Origin of the sequence: Pseudomonas sp. HLG18, assembly GCF_051903985.1 — a bacterium.
In the GTDB taxonomy this organism is placed as follows: Bacteria; Pseudomonadota; Gammaproteobacteria; order Pseudomonadales; family Pseudomonadaceae; genus Aquipseudomonas; species Aquipseudomonas fluorescens_BT.
In genome coordinates this window covers 4,140,525-4,159,319 of the sequence record NZ_CP195831.1, presented here as the reverse complement: position 1 = coordinate 4,159,319, position 18,795 = coordinate 4,140,525, and the positions used below count along the sequence as shown (strand labels likewise).

Genomic DNA, 18,795 nt, shown 5'->3' with positions numbered 1-18,795 from the left:
TCCCTCATACTCCGCAGTCTATGGGTGCATCTGTCCTCCAAAACTGCGGAGTTGTCATGCTGATCAAAATCCCCAAAGCGTCCGACTGCCATGAGTCGGACGTCACGCCTGAATCCATTTATCTCTCTCGGCGGCAATTGCTCGGTGCTACAGCGGCCGGCCTGGCTGTGGGCAGCCTGCCGCGTTGGGCCAGTGCCGAAGAGGCCGTCCGTTATGCCGATGTCGAGCCCGGAAAGATGCCTGTCTGGTTTTCCGAAAAGCTGCCTTCTATTAAATGGGGCGCCGTGAACGTCAAGGATGAGGCCATCACGCCCTTCAAGGACGCCACCCATTACAACAACTTCTATGAGTTCGGTACCGACAAGGGTGATCCGGCAGCTAATGCCGGATTGCTGAAAACCGAACCCTGGAGTGTGGTGGTGGACGGGGAGGTGGGGAAGCCGGGGCGCTATGCGCTGGAGGACTTCATGAAGCCTTATCAGTTGGAGGAGCGTATCTATCGCCTGCGCTGTGTCGAGGCCTGGTCGATGGTCATCCCCTGGATCGGCTTTCCCATATCGGCGCTGCTCAAGCAGGTGGAGCCAACGTCCAATGCCAAATACATTCGTTTTGAAACCTTGCAGGATCCCAAGAGTATGCCCGGACAGCGTTCAGGATTTGCTCTGATCGACTGGCCCTATGTAGAAGGTTTGCGCCTGGATGAGGCGATGAATCCGTTGGCGATCCTGGCTGTGGGCATGTATGGCCGTGAACTGCCGAATCAGAACGGCGCGCCCTTGCGTCTGGTAGTGCCGTGGAAGTATGGCTTCAAAAGTGTCAAATCCATCGTACGGATCAGTCTGGTGAGTGAGCAGCCCAAGACGACCTGGCAAAGCATTGCGGCAAATGAGTACGGGTTCTATGCGAATGTGAACCCGACGGTGGATCATCCTCGCTGGACTCAGGCTCGGGAGCGACGTCTTCCTAATAGCCTGTTCAAGCCGAATGTGCGTGATACACAAATGTTCAACGGCTACTCGGATGAAGTCGCTTCTTTATATACAGGGCTCGATCTGCGGAAGAATTACTGATGCGATATCCGTTCTGGCGTGTGGGCGTTTTTATTGCAACGGCCATCTGGCCGTTGTGGTGGTTCTATCAGGCCTTTGAGGATCTGCTCGGGCCGGATCCGGGAAAGGTTCTGGTCGATCGGCTTGGGCTTGGGACCTTGGTATTGTTGCTGATCACGTTGAGCATGACGCCTTTGCAGAAGCTCACCGGGTGGGCGGGGTGGATTGCTGTGCGCCGACAGCTGGGGTTGTGGTGTTTCGCGTATGTGGTTTTGCATTTATGCAGCTATATGGCGTTCATCCTTGGATTCGACTGGTCGCAATTGGGTGTGGAGTTGCGCAAGCGCCCTTACATTATCGTGGGTACGCTCGGGTTTCTGGGATTGCTGGCATTGGCGGTGACGTCCAATCGTTATAGCCAGCGTCGTTTGGGTGTTCGCTGGAAGAAGTTGCATCGATTGGCTTATTTGATTCTGGGGCTTGGGTTGCTGCATATGCTGTGGATTGTGCGTGCTGATCTTAAGGAGTGGGCGGTCTATGCCTTTATAGGTGGACTGCTTCTCATGTTGCGCCTCCCGCCGGTAGGCCGTCGAATCCCGCGTTTGCTGGGTAAACGACAGGTTCTGCAAGAAAAACGAAATTAAGTGTTGACGGCAGATTCTGGAGGTCTATAATTCGCCCCACTTCCGGCGCAGTCGAAACGGAAAACTCCTTGAGATTCAATGAGTTACACGGTTTTCGATAGCGGTTTGCTTCAGATCATCGAAGCCTGGAGGGAGTTGAAAATGCCGGTTCTTCTGGCGCTTTCAACGGTTCGATCTTCTCGGTCGAAAGCGGAGAAAAAGAGGTGTTGACAGCAGCGTGTAACGCTGTAGAATTCGCCTCCCGCTGACGAGAGATCGGAAGCGCAAGTGGTTGAAGTTGTTGAGGAAATCTTCGAAAACTTCTGAAAATAATCACTTGACAGCAAATGAGGCTGCTGTAGAATGCGCGCCTCGGTTGAGACGAAAGCTCTTAACCAACCGCTCTTTAACAACTGAATCAAGCAATTCGTGTGGGTGCTTGTGGAGTCAGACTGATAGTCAGCAAGATTATCAGCATCACAAGTTACTCCGCGAGAAATCAAAGATGTAACCAACGATTGCTGAGCCAAGTTTAGGGTTTCTTAAAAACCCAAAGATGTTTGAACTGAAGAGTTTGATCATGGCTCAGATTGAACGCTGGCGGCAGGCCTAACACATGCAAGTCGAGCGGATGAAGGGAGCTTGCTCCTGGATTCAGCGGCGGACGGGTGAGTAATGCCTAGGAATCTGCCTGGTAGTGGGGGACAACGTTTCGAAAGGAACGCTAATACCGCATACGTCCTACGGGAGAAAGCAGGGGACCTTCGGGCCTTGCGCTATCAGATGAGCCTAGGTCGGATTAGCTAGTTGGTGAGGTAATGGCTCACCAAGGCGACGATCCGTAACTGGTCTGAGAGGATGATCAGTCACACTGGAACTGAGACACGGTCCAGACTCCTACGGGAGGCAGCAGTGGGGAATATTGGACAATGGGCGAAAGCCTGATCCAGCCATGCCGCGTGTGTGAAGAAGGTCTTCGGATTGTAAAGCACTTTAAGTTGGGAGGAAGGGTTGTAGATTAATACTCTGCAATTTTGACGTTACCGACAGAATAAGCACCGGCTAACTCTGTGCCAGCAGCCGCGGTAATACAGAGGGTGCAAGCGTTAATCGGAATTACTGGGCGTAAAGCGCGCGTAGGTGGTTCGTTAAGTTGGATGTGAAATCCCCGGGCTCAACCTGGGAACTGCATCCAAAACTGGCGAGCTAGAGTATGGTAGAGGGTGGTGGAATTTCCTGTGTAGCGGTGAAATGCGTAGATATAGGAAGGAACACCAGTGGCGAAGGCGACCACCGGACTGATACTGACACTGAGGTGCGAAAGCGTGGGGAGCAAACAGGATTAGATACCCTGGTAGTCCACGCCGTAAACGATGTCAACTAGCCGTTGGGAGCCTTGAGCTCTTAGTGGCGCAGCTAACGCATTAAGTTGACCGCCTGGGGAGTACGGCCGCAAGGTTAAAACTCAAATGAATTGACGGGGGCCCGCACAAGCGGTGGAGCATGTGGTTTAATTCGAAGCAACGCGAAGAACCTTACCAGGCCTTGACATCCAATGAACTTTCCAGAGATGGATTGGTGCCTTCGGGAACATTGAGACAGGTGCTGCATGGCTGTCGTCAGCTCGTGTCGTGAGATGTTGGGTTAAGTCCCGTAACGAGCGCAACCCTTGTCCTTAGTTACCAGCACGTAATGGTGGGCACTCTAAGGAGACTGCCGGTGACAAACCGGAGGAAGGTGGGGATGACGTCAAGTCATCATGGCCCTTACGGCCTGGGCTACACACGTGCTACAATGGTCGGTACAAAGGGTTGCCAAGCCGCGAGGTGGAGCTAATCCCATAAAACCGATCGTAGTCCGGATCGCAGTCTGCAACTCGACTGCGTGAAGTCGGAATCGCTAGTAATCGCGAATCAGAATGTCGCGGTGAATACGTTCCCGGGCCTTGTACACACCGCCCGTCACACCATGGGAGTGGGTTGCACCAGAAGTAGCTAGTCTAACCTTCGGGGGGACGGTTACCACGGTGTGATTCATGACTGGGGTGAAGTCGTAACAAGGTAGCCGTAGGGGAACCTGCGGCTGGATCACCTCCTTAATCGACGACATCAGCTGCTCCATAAGCTCCCACACGAATTGCTTGATTCATTGAAGAAGACGATAGAAGCAGCCCGAAATTGGGTCTGTAGCTCAGTTGGTTAGAGCGCACCCCTGATAAGGGTGAGGTCGGCAGTTCGAATCTGCCCAGACCCACCAATTTTGTGTGGGAAACGCCTGTAGAAATACGGGGCCATAGCTCAGCTGGGAGAGCGCCTGCCTTGCACGCAGGAGGTCAGCGGTTCGATCCCGCTTGGCTCCACCACTACTGCTTCTGAAGTTTGAAAGCTTAGAAATGAGCATTCCATCAGTGTGATGATGAATGTTGATTTCTAGTCTTTGACTGGATCGTTCTTTAAAAATTTGGGTATGTGATAGAAAGATAGACTGAACGTTACTTTCACTGGTAACGGATCAGGCTAAGGTAAAATTTGTGAGTTCTCTTAATTGAGAAGTTCGAATTTTCGGCGAATGTCGTCTTCACAGTATAACCAGATTGCTTGGGGTTATATGGTCAAGTGAAGAAGCGCATACGGTGGATGCCTTGGCAGTCAGAGGCGATGAAAGACGTGGTAGCCTGCGAAAAGCTTCGGGGAGTCGGCAAACAGACTTTGATCCGGAGATGTCTGAATGGGGGAACCCAGCCATCACAAGATGGTTATCTTGTACTGAATACATAGGTGCAAGAGGCGAACCAGGGGAACTGAAACATCTAAGTACCCTGAGGAAAAGAAATCAACCGAGATTCCCTTAGTAGTGGCGAGCGAACGGGGACTAGCCCTTAAGTGGCTTTGAGATTAGCGGAACGCTCTGGAAAGTGCGGCCATAGTGGGTGATAGCCCTGTACGCGAAAATCTCTTGGTCATGAAATCGAGTAGGACGGAGCACGAGAAACTTTGTCTGAATATGGGGGGGACCATCCTCCAAGGCTAAATACTACTGACTGACCGATAGTGAACTAGTACCGTGAGGGAAAGGCGAAAAGAACCCCGGAGAGGGGAGTGAAATAGATCCTGAAACCGTATGCGTACAAGCAGTGGGAGCAGACTTTGTTCTGTGACTGCGTACCTTTTGTATAATGGGTCAGCGACTTATTTTCAGTGGCGAGCTTAACCGAATAGGGGAGGCGTAGCGAAAGCGAGTCTTAATAGGGCGTCTAGTCGCTGGGAATAGACCCGAAACCGGGCGATCTATCCATGGGCAGGTTGAAGGTTAGGTAACACTGACTGGAGGACCGAACCGACTACCGTTGAAAAGTTAGCGGATGACCTGTGGATCGGAGTGAAAGGCTAATCAAGCTCGGAGATAGCTGGTTCTCCTCGAAAGCTATTTAGGTAGCGCCTCATGTATCACTGTAGGGGTAGAGCACTGTTTCGGCTAGGGGTCATCCCGACTTACCAAACCGATGCAAACTCCGAATACCTACAAGTGCCGAGCATGGGAGACACACGGCGGGTGCTAACGTCCGTCGTGAAAAGGGAAACAACCCAGACCGTCAGCTAAGGTCCCAAAGTTATGGTTAAGTGGGAAACGATGTGGGAAGGCTTAGACAGCTAGGAGGTTGGCTTAGAAGCAGCCACCCTTTAAAGAAAGCGTAATAGCTCACTAGTCGAGTCGGCCTGCGCGGAAGATGTAACGGGGCTCAAACCATACACCGAAGCTACGGGTATCACGTAAGTGATGCGGTAGAGGAGCGTTCTGTAAGCCTGTGAAGGTGAGTTGAGAAGCTTGCTGGAGGTATCAGAAGTGCGAATGCTGACATGAGTAACGACAATGGGTGTGAAAAACACCCACGCCGAAAGACCAAGGTTTCCTGCGCAACGTTAATCGACGCAGGGTTAGTCGGTCCCTAAGGCGAGGCTGAAAAGCGTAGTCGATGGAAAACAGGTTAATATTCCTGTACTTCTGGTTATTGCGATGGAGGGACGGAGAAGGCTAGGCCAGCTTGGCGTTGGTTGTCCAAGTTTAAGGTGGTAGGCTGAGATCTTAGGTAAATCCGGGATCTTAAGGCCGAGAGCTGATGACGAGTGTTCTTTTAGAACACGAAGTGGTTGATGCCATGCTTCCAAGAAAAGCTTCTAAGCTTCAGATAACCAGGAACCGTACCCCAAACCGACACAGGTGGTTGGGTAGAGAATACCAAGGCGCTTGAGAGAACTCGGGTGAAGGAACTAGGCAAAATGGCACCGTAACTTCGGGAGAAGGTGCGCCGGTGAGGGTGAAGGACTTGCTCCGTAAGCTCATGCCGGTCGAAGATACCAGGCCGCTGCGACTGTTTATTAAAAACACAGCACTCTGCAAACACGAAAGTGGACGTATAGGGTGTGACGCCTGCCCGGTGCCGGAAGGTTAATTGATGGGGTTAGCTAACGCGAAGCTCTTGATCGAAGCCCCGGTAAACGGCGGCCGTAACTATAACGGTCCTAAGGTAGCGAAATTCCTTGTCGGGTAAGTTCCGACCTGCACGAATGGCGTAACGATGGCGGCGCTGTCTCCACCCGAGACTCAGTGAAATTGAAATCGCTGTGAAGATGCAGTGTATCCGCGGCTAGACGGAAAGACCCCGTGAACCTTTACTATAGCTTTGCACTGGACTTTGAATTTGCTTGTGTAGGATAGGTGGGAGGCTTTGAAGCGTGGACGCCAGTTCGCGTGGAGCCATCCTTGAAATACCACCCTGGCAACTTTGAGGTTCTAACTCAGGTCCGTTATCCGGATCGAGGACAGTGTATGGTGGGTAGTTTGACTGGGGCGGTCTCCTCCTAAAGAGTAACGGAGGAGTACGAAGGTGCGCTCAGACCGGTCGGAAATCGGTCGTAGAGTATAAAGGCAAAAGCGCGCTTGACTGCGAGACAGACACGTCGAGCAGGTACGAAAGTAGGTCTTAGTGATCCGGTGGTTCTGTATGGAAGGGCCATCGCTCAACGGATAAAAGGTACTCCGGGGATAACAGGCTGATACCGCCCAAGAGTTCATATCGACGGCGGTGTTTGGCACCTCGATGTCGGCTCATCACATCCTGGGGCTGAAGCCGGTCCCAAGGGTATGGCTGTTCGCCATTTAAAGTGGTACGCGAGCTGGGTTTAGAACGTCGTGAGACAGTTCGGTCCCTATCTGCCGTGGACGTTTGAGATTTGAGAGGGGCTGCTCCTAGTACGAGAGGACCGGAGTGGACGAACCTCTGGTGTTCCGGTTGTCACGCCAGTGGCATTGCCGGGTAGCTATGTTCGGAAAAGATAACCGCTGAAAGCATCTAAGCGGGAAACTTGCCTCAAGATGAGATCTCACTGGAACCTTGAGTTCCCTGAAGGGCCGTCGAAGACTACGACGTTGATAGGTTGGGTGTGTAAGCGCTGTGAGGCGTTGAGCTAACCAATACTAATTGCCCGTGAGGCTTGACCATATAACACCCAAGCAATTTGCGTCGGCTCTCTAAACCAGAGCAACCAGATTGCGGTGTGTGAAGACGAAACGAACCGAAAGTTCGACGCTCACAAAGCACCGAAAACTATCCCATACCCAATTTGCTGAAGCGAGGCCGTCCGGTCACGAGTCAGTACCCGAATTTCTTGACGACCATAGAGCGTTGGAACCACCTGATCCCATCCCGAACTCAGAAGTGAAACGATGCATCGCCGATGGTAGTGTGGGGTTTCCCCATGTGAGAGTAGGTCATCGTCAAGATTAAATTCCGAAACCCCAATTGCGAAAGCAGTTGGGGTTTTGTTTTGCCTGCGGGAAAGTTTTTGCTCGCGTCAGAGAACAAATTTGCACAGTTATTTTCGAATCAGGACACTAGAATAGATCCCAACTTTTTCGGAGCCAGAGCCCTTATGTCGGATTCGGTTGACGCCCCAGGGCTGTCAGATTTACCGCTGGATGACTTGGTGGCCTGCCATGAGTGCGATCTGCTGATGCGCAAGCCCAAGCTTGCTCACGGCGAAAAAGCCCTCTGCCCACGTTGCGGTTACGAACTGTACGCTCACCGTCATAATGTGGTGCAGCGCAGTCTCGCCCTGGTCATTGCCGCGCTGTTGCTCTATGTGCCGGCGAACTTTTTACCCATCATGCAGCTCAATGTTCTCGGGCAATCGTCGCAGGACACTGTCTGGAGCGGCGTTGTCGGTCTGTTCAATACCGATATGCGTGGTGTTTCAGTTGTCGTATTCCTTTGCAGCATGGCGATTCCGCTGCTGAAACTGCTGTGTCAGTTGATCGTGTTGCTGACCATCCGTTTTAACTTCGGTCGTAGCTACGGCCTGTTGCTCTACCGCATTTATCACCACCTCAAAGACTGGGGCATGCTTGAGGTCTACCTCATGGGCGTCCTGGTGGCGATCGTCAAACTGGCGGACATGGCCGCCATCACCGTCGGTCTCGGTCTGGCATGTTTCATCGGCTTGTTGTTGGTTCAGGTCTGGCTCGAAGTGGTGATGTCACCGCACCAGATCTGGCAGGCGTTATCAGGAGAGGATGCCCATGCGGGCGATTGATGCGGGCATTCTGATCTGTACCGAATGCCACGAACTGAACAAGCAGGATGCCGACAGCGATCAGCAGACCTGCACCCGATGCGGTGCATTGGTTCACGCCCGGCGGCCCAATAGTCTCGCGAGAACCTGGGCGCTGCTGATCACGGCCGCGATCGTCTACATTCCGGCCAATGTCCTGCCGATCATGACGGTCAGCTCGCTGGGCCAGGGTGATCCGAGCACCATCATGTCCGGCGTCATCCAGTTGGTGCAGCACGGCATGATTCCGATCGCGGCTGTGGTGTTTGTCGCCAGCATCCTGGTGCCGACCTTCAAACTGGTAGGCATTGCGCTTCTGCTGTTTTCGGTTCAACGCCGTCAGCCACTCTCCGCGCGCCAGCGGATCTGGATGTACCGCTTCATCGAGTTCATCGGCCGCTGGTCCATGCTCGATATTTTTGTGATTGCCATTCTGGTGGCAGTCGTCAACTTCGGCCGGCTAGCCAGCGTCGAAGCCAATCTTGGCGCCATCGCCTTCGCCAGTGTGGTGATTCTGACGATGCTTGCCGCTGTCACTTTCGATCCCCGACTGATTTGGGATAACACGGAGTCGGACGCCGACCATGACTGATTTGCCTGTAGCGAAAACCCGACCGGCTTCGAACTGGTCTGCCATCTGGGTGCTGCCCCTCATCGCCCTGATTATCGGCGGATGGCTCGGTTGGCGTGCCTATACCGAAACCGGCATCGAGATTCAGGTGCGTTTTGAAAGCGGTGAAGGCATTCAGGCCAACAAGACCGAAGTGGTCTACAAAGGCATGCCGGTCGGCAAGGTGAAAGCCCTCAAACTCGATGATGAAGGCAACTCCAAAGGTGTCATCGCGACCATCGAGATGAACAAGGATGTCGATCAGTACCTGAAGACCAGCACCCGTTTCTGGCTGGTCAAACCGAGCGTGACCCTGGCCGGGATCACCGGGCTGGAAACCCTGGTATCGGGTAACTACGTCGCCATCAGTCCCGGCGAAGGCGAGCCGACCCGCAAGTTCAAGGCCTTGGCCGAAGAGCCGCCGCTGTCGGACTCCAAACCCGGCCTGCACCTGACGATCAAGGCTGATCGCCTCGGTTCGTTGAACCGTGGCAGCCCGGTGTTCTACAAGCAGATCAAAGTCGGCCAGATCAAGAGTTACGTGCTGTCGGAAGACCAGAGCACCGTCGAGCTCAAGGTGTTCATCGAGCCGACTTACGCAAAACTGGTGCGCAAACACACGCGTTTCTGGAACGCCAGCGGCATCAGCATCGACGCCAACCTGTCCGGGGTGAAAGTGCGCAGCGAGTCCCTGGCCAGCATCGTCGCCGGCGGTATCGCGTTCGCTACGCCGGAGAACCGCAAGGACAGTCCGCCCACCGATCCAAGCCTGCCGTTTCGTCTGTACGAAGACTTCGATGCGGCCGCCGCCGGTATCCGCGTGAAGGTCAAACTCAGCGATTTCGAAGGTCTGCAGGCCGGGCGTACCCCGGTGATGTACAAAGGCATTCAGGTCGGTAACCTGAAAGCACTGAAGATTGATCCGGATCTGTCCAGCGCCACGGCTGAATTGACCCTCGATCCTCTGGCTGAGGAATACCTGGTCACCGGCACTCAGTTCTGGGTGGTCAAACCGTCGATTTCTCTGGCCGGCATCACCGGTCTGGAAGCGCTGGTAAAAGGTAACTACATCGCCGTACGCCCGGGTGACAAGGGCGGCGCTCCGCAACGTGAATTCGAGGCCCGGCCAAAAGCGCCGCCGCTGGATCTGCGCGCACCCGGCCTGCACCTGGTGCTGTTTACCGACACCCTCGGCTCGATCGATGTCGGCAGCCCGATCCTCTACAAGCAGGTCAAGGTCGGTTCCGTGCAGAGCTATCAGTTCTCCAAGACCCGCAAACAACTGGTGATCGGCGTCCACATCGAGAAGGAATACGAAAACCTGGTCAACGCTTCGACCCGTTTCTGGAACGTCAGCGGCGTCACGCTGACCGGCGGTTTGACCGGCGGTATTCAGGTCAAGAGTGAATCCTTGCAGACCCTGATGGCCGGCGGCATCGCCTTCGAGACGCCGCAAGCCAAGGCGCCGTTGCAGAAACGGATTCCACGCTTCCGCCTGTTCGCCAACCATGACGAGGCCAATCAGAAGGGCGAGGTGGTGACCATCAAAGTGGACCGCGCCGACGGTCTGCGCAGCGGCACCCCGGTTCGCTTCAAGGGACTGGATGTCGGCAAGATCGAAAGTGTCGATCTGACCGATGACCTGCAATCGGTGATCCTCACCGCACGCATTACTGAAGTGCCGGAGAAGATTGCCCGGGTCGGCAGTCAGTTCTGGGTGGTCAAGCCGGAACTGGGGCTGATCAAGACCTCGAATCTGGAAACTCTGGTAACGGGTCAGTACATCGAAGTCCAACCCGCTGCGAAAAACCTCGGCCCGCAGAAAAACTTTGTGGCCCTGGCCAATCCGCCGGAAGTGAGCAAGCAAGAGGCCGGCCTCAGCCTGGTATTGAGTGCTGCCCGCCGTGGTTCTTTGAAGCCAGGCGTGCCGGTAACCTACCGCGAAATCACGGTGGGGAAAGTCACTGGTTACGAACTGGGTCAGACCGCCGACCGCGTTCTGGTGCACATCCTGATCGAGCCGAAGTATGCGCCGCTGGTTCGCAGTGGCAGTCGCTTCTGGAACACCAGTGGTGTCGGTTTCGACATTGGCTTGTTCAATGGTCTGACCGTACGGACCGAGTCTCTCGAAACGGCGATTCAGGGCGGTATCGCCTTCGCCACACCGGACGGCGAGAAGATGGGGAATCCGGCACGCGCCGAACAGACCTTCCCGCTGTTCGACAAGTTCGAAGACGAATGGCTGACCTGGGCGCCGAAAATCCCCCTCGGCAAGTAGTCTGTGAAACAGGTGGCGTCTGGGAGGACGCCTTCGCGGGCTTGCCCGCGAAGAGGCCCTGTCATTGAGCACAAAATCCAAGCCATAAAAAAGGCCGCGATCCAGACAGATCGCGGCCTTTTTACTGCCCGTCAGTTAACGCCGGTCAAACCGCATCCAGCTCCGGTTCGTCCGCTTCGACATTGACGGTGGCCTTCACCACATCGTGGCGACGGATGTACTTCCAGTCCGCCTCGTCGATGTAGATGCCCGCCGGGCCGCTGCCGCCTTCCAGGTCGATGGCGACACTGGCGCAGACCTGCGGCTTCACGCTCGCCAGAATCGGCACGAAGCCCAGTTGCAGGCTGGTTTCCAGCAGTGCGGCCTGGTTCCTTTCGTCGATGTCCGCCGCCTCGTCGAGGTAGTACGGCAGGCGCACGCGACCGGCCAGATCGCGATCCATCAGGTGCAGCAACAAGTACATGTTGGTCAGCGCCTTGATGGTCATGGTGGTGCCGTTGGACGCCGCGCCATCGATGTCGGTGTGGATAACCGGCTGACCGTTGACCTTGGTGATCTCGAACGCCAGTTCGAACAAGTCCTTGAGGCCGAGCTGGTTGTGGTTCGCCGCCACCAGCCGCGCCAGGTATTCCTTGGCCTCTTCGTTCTTGTTGTCCTGCTCGGCGCTCTGGCTCAGGTCGAACACCGACAGGGTTTCGCCTTCTTCGTACTGACCGGCGCTGTGGATGATCTGGTCAATGTGCTTGAGTGCTTCCTTGTTCGGCGCGAGCACGATACGGAAGCTTTGCAGGTTGGACACCTGACGCTTGTTGATCTCGCGGTTGAACAGCGCCAGTTGGTGTTCGAGGCTGTCGTAGTCGCTGCGGATGTTGCGCAGGGTCCGCGCGATATCGGTCACGGCTGCACGACGGGCCTTGCCCAGAGTCAGGGCTTCGTCGGTACGGTGTGCATACGCGTTGATCAACAGCGACAGACGGCGCTCCATGTCGTCTTCGCTGTCGAACTTGGCCACGCCCTTGAGGCGTACCTGCGCGTACAGCGCTTCGATCTGGCCATCGGCACGCAACAGGCCTTGCCAGCTGTCCTGATAGTCGTTGAGCAGCGGCAGCAGGTTGTCCATCGAGTCGTCGACCGGATCCATGAACGGCGTGCCGAACGGCAAATCCGCCGGCAGCAACTGGCGGCGACGCAGGGCATCGTCGAGAGTGCGTTGCTTGGCTTCCATGTCAGCAATTTGCCGGCCGACCAGTTGCAGCTTGGCCGACAGTTGCTGGACGCGCTCGGTGAACGCATCGCTGGAGCGCTTGAGTTCGTCCTGCGCGGCTTCCATCTGCGCCAGTTGCTCCAGCTTGTCGCCTTCTTCGGCGCTCAGGGTCTGGGTGCGGCGGAAGTCTTCCAGAGCCTTCTGCGCATCCAGCACCTGCTGGTACAGCGCTTCAGTCTGAGTCTTGCTCGCGGCGCGGTCGGCGGCCACGGCTTGTTGAGTCTTGAGTTGCTTGAGCTCTTTTTCCAGACGCTCTTTCTGATCGCGCAGCGCGGCACGGTCGGCCAGCGCTTGCAGAGCCGGAGGCTCGATGTGCGAGATGTCGATCGACAGGCCCGGCACTTCGAAACGCTCGCCCTTGAAGCCGTCGAGAATCAGCTCCACGGACTTCACCCACTCGCCGTTTTCGTCGAGCGTGATGCCATGTTCGCCCAGCGGCAGGCTGAACAACGCGCTGTTGAACAGACGCATCAGGCGTTCGACGTCCTGTTGCGAGAACTCTTCGCGCAGGCGGGCGTAGCTGTTGTTGTCGGCGTGATCGAGTTGCTGCTTCACCGACTTCAGGCGTTTTTCCAGATCGCGAAGACGTTCTTCGAGATCCTCGGCGCTGAACTGACGGGACTGCGCCAGCGCACCGGCCAGTTCGTCGTGAGCGTCCTTGGCCGCCAGCAGTTGCTGCTCCAGCACTTTGACGTCATCGACCAGCGCGAAGCGGTTCTTCAGAACCGACAACTCGCCGAGCCAGCGCTGGATGCCGGAGATTTCCCGCTCCAGACGCATCAGTTCCTGAGTGCCACCGCGCTGATCGTTTTGCAGATCGTCCTGCTCGCGACGGTAGTGTTCGGCCTGGATCGTCAGTTCTTCCTTGCGCGCCGTGGCGTAGTCCGACCAGGTGCCGAGCAACGAGTCGAGCAGCGGCGACAGGCGATGCAGTTTGCCGCGCAGCACATCGCGCTGTTTCACGCCGTTGGCCAAGGCTTCGACCAGCGGGCCGGCAGCCACCAGCGAGTTGTAGTCCTGTTCCATGCGACGTACATCGCGGAAGGCTTCTTCGCACGCCGCAATGTAATCGACGCTGCCGGAACGCAGGCTGTGTTCAAAGGCATCGAGGAACAGCTGCTTGAGCTTGGCTGCGGTGATTTCGCGCATGTGCAGCAGGTTGATGAACAGCGCACGGAAGGTCTTCAGGCTCTGTTCGCTGGTGGAGCGCAGCGGGATCAGCGTCAGGTCCAGCGGGATCGACGTGTGACCGCCAACCAGCAAGCGGCGCAACTCATCCGGCTTGAGTTCGTAGGCTTTCAGGCCTTCTTTCTCAAGGTTGCTGAACAGCTCTTTCTGACGCAGGCAGGTGTCGTTTTTCTGGTAGTGGGCCAGATCGAGCTTGCCGGCGTAGGCGAAGAACTGGTGACCGAAACCGCCGCCCGGGCCGCGACCGACCACGCCGATCACGTGCGGGCCGTGGGGCAGGTTCACTTCGACCAGGATGTAGCTGGTGTCCGAAGCAAAGTAGAAGCGCCGGGATTGTTCCAGGCTGTACTTGCCGAAACTCATATCCGACATACGCGCCAGAATCGGGAACTGCAAGGCGTTGATCGAGGCGGATTTACCGAGGTTGTTCGCGCCGTAGACCGACAACGGTTCTTCCAGCGGGAACAGACCGAGGCTGTAACCGGCGGTGTTCAAAAGGGCAAAGCGGCGGATGCCGTAGCGTTCCTGGCTCATGCGTCGGACTCCTGTTCTTCGGCAATGGCTCGGGCCAGTGCGTCTTCTTCGCTCTCTTCTTCAAAGTCGGAAAGATCGAGTGGATCGTCGGTCTCGAGGAGTTTGGCCTCGGCCTCTTCGTCGATCAGCACCGGTGCCGGCAGTGGCAGAACGCTGTGCACGCTGGCCGCCAGATCGCGGTCCTGCTGAACCGACAGGCAGACGTCGAGGAAACGGTGCATCGGCGGCAGGAAGCGGTACACGCCGTTTTCTTCCCCGGCGAAACCGAGCTGGGTCATGCGGCGCATGATTTTCTCTTCCAGCTCATCAACGGTCTGCACTTCGGCCTGGATGAACAGGTCGCGGTACTTTTCCAGCAGCGAAGGCAGCTCGTCGCGGCCGAGGCTGCCGCCGTCGAGCACGGCGATCGGGTCGCGACCCTGATCGGCCAGATGCTCGACGAGGATGAAGGTGAACAACGCCAGGCGCTGAGCGGTCTTGTTCACCGCCGCTGCGGCCATGTCCGGCACGAAGTAGTAAAAACCACGGGTATCGCAGACGAGTTCGAAGCCCAGTGCCTTGAACAGCGTGCGGTACTGGTCCTGGAAGTTCGACAGCTGTGCGTACAGCTCCGGATCGCGGCGGCTGACGTGGTAGCCCTTGAACAGTTCGCGGAAGATCGGCGCCAGTTGAGACAGTTCGGAGAGATCAAGATGCATGTGGGGTGCTCGCAGAATCCTCGGCGGCGGGGTCGCGGGCCGAGAGCAGGGCGAAGGAGCGCAGGCTGACCTGGTGCTCGTGAGTGTGGTATTCGCGGCGTTCCAGACGCTCGCGCTTGAAGCGTTTTTCCCGCGACAGACGCGAGAACCAGTAAAGCAATTCGTCGGTCGCGCCGTCCGGCTCCTGCTCCAGCAGCCAGGTCATCAGATCCGGCATCGGCAGGGATTCTTCGCAGCGGTCGACCATCTCGCGCACGGTGCGCGGTGCACGCGGGGCATCGCCGGTCTTCTGCGATTTGTGCGCCTTGGGAAAACGCGCCGGTTTCGGCTCGAAACGGGCCAGGGCGTAGACGTAGGCTTCAACCTGACTGGCGCTGCCGAGGAAGGTGCTTTGCGGCCGGGTGAACAGCGGCATCGCGGCTTGCGGTACGGCGTCGATGCCTTTGCGGCGGATCGCGGCCAGCGCCAGTGCGGCGCCCCGGGTCACGGCGTTGTGCCGGCGCGCTTCTTCACGCAATGGCAGCAGCAATTCCCGGGCGTGACGCAGGGTCAGCTGGGCGCTGGTCTGCATTTCGAGGATGCGCGCGTGGGTGCGCAGCAACATGTCGTCATCGACCAGATGGCCGAGGCGCTGCTGTTCGCTGAGCATCTTCAGCAGCACGGTTTCGACCTTGCGCACGCCTTGCTCGAAAGCGCCGTCGGCGTTCACCAGATCGATCATCGGCTCGACGTATTCGTCCCAGGTCGCCAGCACTTCGGCGTAACGCTGACGCAGGGGAATCTGCCGGTCGCTGGTCTTGGCCCGTTCAGCCACGGCCACCAGCGCCTGTTCGTCGTTGTCGAGTTTCTTCAGAACGTCGCGCACGCGCATGTCGAGCAGGCGCAGCTGACGGGCCAGGTCATTGCCGTCGCGGATGTCGAACGCATCCTGGATATAACCGGCCAGACGCTCGAGGTGACGCAGGTAGGCTTCGATTTCCAGGCACAGGCCCAGTCGGTGCTCCCGGCGCAGGTAGGCAAGGAAGTCGTGGATCTGTGCGTTGAGCTCGAAGCGGTTCGGGCTTTTCGCCACGGGCACCAGAATGTCGAGGCGAATCCACACATCGAGCAGGCTGGTGATGTCCTGCGGCGTGCTTTCCAGTTGTTGGGCGGCCAGTTGCGTGCGCAGTTCGTTGAGGCTCAGGGTGCCCTGGTCGAAGTGCTCGCACAGTGGCTCCAGAAGTGCCCAGTGTTCAGCGAGGGCGCGCAAGACGCGCTTGGGTTCGATCATCGGAATGGCCGGCTGGTTGGCGATTAAAAGCCGCGATTGTACTGCATCACGGACGATGCGATTCACTCTCGGGACGGGCTGTCGCTTTTTCTGAGGTGAAGAGTAGCGTTCAAGACTATCGATCAACCGCAAGCGATCTTGAGCGAAGGGCGGTAGAATCAGCGCACTTCAGTTATCCACAAGTGGCCGACCCTTGCTAATCGAGTCCCGCCGCCGCGCCTATTTGAACGCCATGCAGGTGGTCAACTGGCTGCCGCGCACCGAATTGCCCTTCGCCGCACCGTCGCGGCCCGAGCTGCTTGAGCCTCTGGCGCCGGAGCCCGAGGTTCTGCTGCCCGTAGCGCCGGCCCCCGAGGCTGGCGCGCCTGCGCAGCCGGCCGCACGCGTGGTCGAACGGCCGAAGATCGAGGTCCCGCGACCGACGCCCGCCAGCGGCCGCCCTGCCGCCAAACCGGTGGAAGAAGTCGAAGAAGCGCCGGTGGTTGCGCGGCCCGCGCCGGTGCCACCACCGCGTTTCGCCCTGCAATTGCTGCGCGCCGGTCGTTGCCTGTTGCTGGTGGAGTTACCCACAGGCGAATCGTTCCAGAGCCGGGATCCTGCCTATCTGCTGCTCAAGGACATGCTGCGTGCCGCCGGTTTGCCGGATGCGCCGCAGATCGTCGGCGATCCGGTGCGTTGGCCACTCCTGGTGCGCGGCACCATGGATCAGGGCCCGGATGCGGCCCGGGATTTCGTCCAGGGTTTTCTTTCGGTGCAAATGGAGGCATCGCCGTGCGCCTGCCTGTGGCTGATCGGTCTGCCAGCGGTGCGCTTCGCCGGTGAGAAGGACGCCGAAGCGTTCAACAGTGAATTGCAGATCGAAGGTCTTGGCCTGGCCTGGGCCGTGCCGGGACTGGAATTGTTGATGGAAGAGCCACAGCGCAAAGCCGCCGTGTGGCAAGCCATGCGTCGGCTGATGGCGCGCTGGAAAGAATCGAATGAGTGATGCTGTAACTTTCCGTCCGATGGTCGAAGCCGATCTGGACGCTGTGCTGAAAATTGAATTCGCGGCTTACAGCCACCCCTGGACCCGCGGGATATTTCTCGACGGGCTGGGCAAATATCAGATCTGGCTGATGTTCGAAGGCGAGCAGCAGGTCGGTCACGGCGTGGTGCAGATCATTCTGGATGAAGCTCACCTGCTCAACATCACGGTAAAACCGGAGAACCAGGGACGCGGTCTGGGGCTGACACTGCTCGAATACCTGATGTCCCGTGCCTATGCGGCAGATGCCCGGGAATGTTTCCTGGAGGTGCGCGACAGCAACACGGCGGCTTTCCGCCTGTATGAGCGCTACGGTTTCAATGAAATCGGCCGTCGTCGCGATTACTACCCGGCGGTGGGTGGGCGTGAGGACGCCGTGGTCATGGCCTGTACTTTGGTTGACTGATCGCCAGTCGAAGCTGCCTCAACCTGAGGCAGCTTCTAACGAGCACTTCAGCGTTTGCCATCCATCGGATCGCGTCGCGCCAATTCCGCTTCATCCAGACCGTTGCCACCACCAATGTCGTCCTCATCGACAATGCTCAAGTCCCAATCTGCCTGTTTGCCTGAACCCAGTTCATCGGCATCACGGGCGCCGTCCTCATGGATCAGGGTTTCCGGGCTAAGGTCATCGTCGGTCGGCTCGTGGTCAGGCATTGAAGCACCGGTCATGCCGGCTTCACGCCCCCGTTCCCGGGGCATCCGTTGTTCGCGCTCACGATCCGGCAGTTCATCGCCGATCTTCGCGCCGGGGTGTTCGTCGTCAAAATTCAGCTCATGCACCGATCCCATGCGGTCTTCGTTATCATCGATGGGCTCTGGTTGCACCGCGTCGAAGGAGCGTCGTGTATCAGTCATGGCAAATCCTCATAGTGTGGGCCTTACTGAGGTGGACTCATCGGGCACGCGAGAAATTCCAACGAAATCACTTGCGATCCTTTCGTGACCTCGACAGGCGGTCGTCTGTCAAAGCAGCGCATCTTTCTTGAGGCCTTACAGCATGCATGACTTACAAGACCTGATTGATAACAACGAGCGTTGGGCTGACGCGATCACCAAGGAAGACCCGGATTTCTTCGCCAAACTGGCTCGCCAGCAGACGCCTGAATACCTGTGGATCGGCTGCTCCGATGCGCGGGTTCCGGCCAACGAAATCGTCGGCATGTTGCCGGGGGATCTGTTCGTTCACCGCAACGTCGCCAACGTGGTACTGCACACCGATCTCAACTGCCTGTCGGTGATTCAGTATGCAGTGGACGTGCTCAAGGTCAAACACATCCTGGTGACCGGCCACTACGGGTGCGGCGGTGTGCGGGCGTCGATGCAGGACCGCCAGTTCGGCCTGATCGATGGCTGGCTGCGGTCGATTCGCGATCTGTATTACGAAAAGCGCGAAGAACTGGCCAAACTGCCGACCGAAGAAGAACAGGTCGATCGCCTGTGCGAGCTCAACGTGATCCAGCAAGTGGCCAACGTCGCCCACACCAGCATCATCCAGAACGCCTGGCATCGCGGTCAGAGCCTGTCGATCCACGGTTGCATCTACGGCATCAAGGATGGGCGCTGGAAAAGTCTGAACACCACCATCAGCGGTTTCGAGCAACTGCCACCGCAATATCGCCTGCGGCCGGTTGGCGCGCCATAACCTG

12 protein-coding genes, 2 tRNA genes and 3 rRNA genes are annotated in these 18,795 nt (G+C 57.2%); 13 read left to right on the top strand and 4 right to left on the bottom strand.

What is annotated here, in order from left to right; genetic code table 11:
• Positions 1-56 precede the first annotated feature (56 nt).
• The 10 genes from msrP to ACSPX5_RS19045 all read left to right on the top strand — a co-directional run bounded on the left by msrP (position 57) and on the right by ACSPX5_RS19045 (position 11,168).
• The gene (gene msrP / locus ACSPX5_RS19090) at positions 57-1,070 is read left to right on the top strand and encodes a protein-methionine-sulfoxide reductase catalytic subunit MsrP (RefSeq protein WP_169431932.1); all 1,014 of its coding nucleotides are present in this window, start codon (positions 57-59) and stop codon (positions 1,068-1,070) included.
• The gene (gene msrQ, locus ACSPX5_RS19085; protein ID WP_169431931.1) at positions 1,070-1,693 is read left to right on the top strand and encodes a protein-methionine-sulfoxide reductase heme-binding subunit MsrQ; all 624 of its coding nucleotides are present in this window, start codon (positions 1,070-1,072) and stop codon (positions 1,691-1,693) included. The genes msrP and msrQ overlap by 1 nt, the downstream gene beginning before the upstream one ends.
• A gap of 541 nt (positions 1,694-2,234) precedes the next feature.
• Positions 2,235-3,770 (top strand): 16S ribosomal RNA (locus ACSPX5_RS19080).
• An 81-nt stretch (positions 3,771-3,851) separates the two neighbouring features.
• Positions 3,852-3,928 (top strand) — tRNA-Ile (locus ACSPX5_RS19075).
• Between the two features lie 30 nt (positions 3,929-3,958).
• A tRNA-Ala gene (locus tag ACSPX5_RS19070) sits at positions 3,959-4,034 on the top strand.
• 247 nt (positions 4,035-4,281) lie between these two features.
• A 23S ribosomal RNA gene (locus ACSPX5_RS19065) occupies positions 4,282-7,172 on the top strand.
• Positions 7,173-7,337: 165 nt separating this feature from the next.
• Positions 7,338-7,453 (top strand): 5S ribosomal RNA (rrf, locus tag ACSPX5_RS19060).
• Together the 16S, 23S and 5S rRNA genes with 2 tRNA genes alongside form the textbook arrangement of a ribosomal RNA operon.
• Positions 7,454-7,602: 149 nt before the next feature.
• Entirely contained in the window at positions 7,603-8,262 is a 660-nt protein-coding gene (locus ACSPX5_RS19055; protein ID WP_169431930.1) for a paraquat-inducible protein A, read from the top strand.
• Positions 8,249-8,872: a paraquat-inducible protein A gene (locus ACSPX5_RS19050; RefSeq protein ID WP_169431929.1), complete on the top strand. Its 624-nt coding sequence runs from the start codon at positions 8,249-8,251 to the stop codon at positions 8,870-8,872. The genes ACSPX5_RS19055 and ACSPX5_RS19050 overlap by 14 nt, the downstream gene beginning before the upstream one ends.
• On the top strand, positions 8,865-11,168 hold the full coding sequence (locus ACSPX5_RS19045; protein WP_169431928.1) for a PqiB family protein: 2,304 nt from the start codon (positions 8,865-8,867) through the stop codon (positions 11,166-11,168). The genes ACSPX5_RS19050 and ACSPX5_RS19045 overlap by 8 nt, the downstream gene beginning before the upstream one ends.
• Before the next feature lie 145 nt (positions 11,169-11,313).
• On the opposite strand, the gene mksF is transcribed toward ACSPX5_RS19045, so the two are convergent.
• The 3 genes from mksF to mksB are packed head-to-tail and all read right to left on the bottom strand — an operon-like array spanning position 11,314 to position 16,122.
• A complete protein-coding gene (mksF, locus tag ACSPX5_RS19040; RefSeq protein ID WP_323162208.1) occupies positions 11,314-14,154 on the bottom strand; it encodes an Mks condensin complex protein MksF in 2,841 nt (946 codons plus the stop codon).
• Positions 14,151-14,852: an Mks condensin complex protein MksE gene (mksE, locus tag ACSPX5_RS19035; RefSeq protein ID WP_169431926.1), complete on the bottom strand. Its 702-nt coding sequence runs from the start codon at positions 14,850-14,852 to the stop codon at positions 14,151-14,153. The genes mksF and mksE overlap by 4 nt, the downstream gene beginning before the upstream one ends.
• On the bottom strand, positions 14,842-16,122 hold the full coding sequence (gene mksB, locus ACSPX5_RS19030) for an Mks condensin complex protein MksB (RefSeq protein WP_162803512.1): 1,281 nt from the start codon (positions 16,120-16,122) through the stop codon (positions 14,842-14,844). The genes mksE and mksB overlap by 11 nt, the downstream gene beginning before the upstream one ends.
• Before the next feature lie 232 nt (positions 16,123-16,354).
• Here mksB and ACSPX5_RS19025 point away from each other — a divergent pair, with 232 nt between their 5' ends.
• Both ACSPX5_RS19025 and rimI read left to right on the top strand, forming a co-directional pair.
• The gene (locus tag ACSPX5_RS19025; RefSeq protein ID WP_439822046.1) at positions 16,355-17,107 is read left to right on the top strand and encodes an energy transducer TonB; all 753 of its coding nucleotides are present in this window, start codon (positions 16,355-16,357) and stop codon (positions 17,105-17,107) included.
• Entirely contained in the window at positions 17,100-17,552 is a 453-nt protein-coding gene (gene rimI, locus ACSPX5_RS19020) for a ribosomal protein S18-alanine N-acetyltransferase (protein WP_085709267.1), read from the top strand. Before ACSPX5_RS19025 ends, rimI begins: the two co-directional genes overlap by 8 nt.
• Before the next feature lie 47 nt (positions 17,553-17,599).
• Here rimI and ACSPX5_RS19015 read toward each other — a convergent pair whose 3' ends face one another.
• The gene (locus ACSPX5_RS19015; protein WP_439820082.1) at positions 17,600-18,004 is read right to left on the bottom strand and encodes a serine kinase/phosphatase; all 405 of its coding nucleotides are present in this window, start codon (positions 18,002-18,004) and stop codon (positions 17,600-17,602) included.
• A gap of 142 nt (positions 18,005-18,146) precedes the next feature.
• Between ACSPX5_RS19015 and can the strand changes: the two genes are divergently transcribed.
• Positions 18,147-18,791: a carbonate dehydratase gene (can, locus tag ACSPX5_RS19010; protein WP_007951756.1), complete on the top strand. Its 645-nt coding sequence runs from the start codon at positions 18,147-18,149 to the stop codon at positions 18,789-18,791.
• The last annotated feature ends 4 nt before the right edge of the window (positions 18,792-18,795 follow it).

Excerpts from the sequence above, each read along its gene's own strand:
- msrP (WP_169431932.1), top strand. The coding sequence starts at position 57 with ATGCTGATCAAAATCCCCAAAGCGTCCGACTGCCATGAGTCGGACGTC.
- mksE (WP_169431926.1), bottom strand. The coding sequence starts at position 14,852 with ATGCATCTTGATCTCTCCGAACTGTCTCAACTGGCGCCGATCTTCCGC.
- ACSPX5_RS19025 (WP_439822046.1), top strand. The coding sequence starts at position 16,355 with ATGCAGGTGGTCAACTGGCTGCCGCGCACCGAATTGCCCTTCGCCGCA.
- msrQ (WP_169431931.1), top strand. The coding sequence starts at position 1,070 with ATGCGATATCCGTTCTGGCGTGTGGGCGTTTTTATTGCAACGGCCATC.
- can (WP_007951756.1), top strand. The coding sequence starts at position 18,147 with ATGCATGACTTACAAGACCTGATTGATAACAACGAGCGTTGGGCTGAC.
- ACSPX5_RS19015 (WP_439820082.1), bottom strand. The coding sequence starts at position 18,004 with ATGACTGATACACGACGCTCCTTCGACGCGGTGCAACCAGAGCCCATC.
- mksB (WP_162803512.1), bottom strand. The coding sequence starts at position 16,122 with ATGATCGAACCCAAGCGCGTCTTGCGCGCCCTCGCTGAACACTGGGCA.
- rimI (WP_085709267.1), top strand. The coding sequence starts at position 17,100 with ATGAGTGATGCTGTAACTTTCCGTCCGATGGTCGAAGCCGATCTGGAC.
- ACSPX5_RS19045 (WP_169431928.1), top strand. The coding sequence starts at position 8,865 with ATGACTGATTTGCCTGTAGCGAAAACCCGACCGGCTTCGAACTGGTCT.
- mksF (WP_323162208.1), bottom strand. The coding sequence starts at position 14,154 with ATGAGCCAGGAACGCTACGGCATCCGCCGCTTTGCCCTTTTGAACACC.
- ACSPX5_RS19050 (WP_169431929.1), top strand. The coding sequence starts at position 8,249 with ATGCGGGCGATTGATGCGGGCATTCTGATCTGTACCGAATGCCACGAA.
- ACSPX5_RS19055 (WP_169431930.1), top strand. The coding sequence starts at position 7,603 with ATGTCGGATTCGGTTGACGCCCCAGGGCTGTCAGATTTACCGCTGGAT.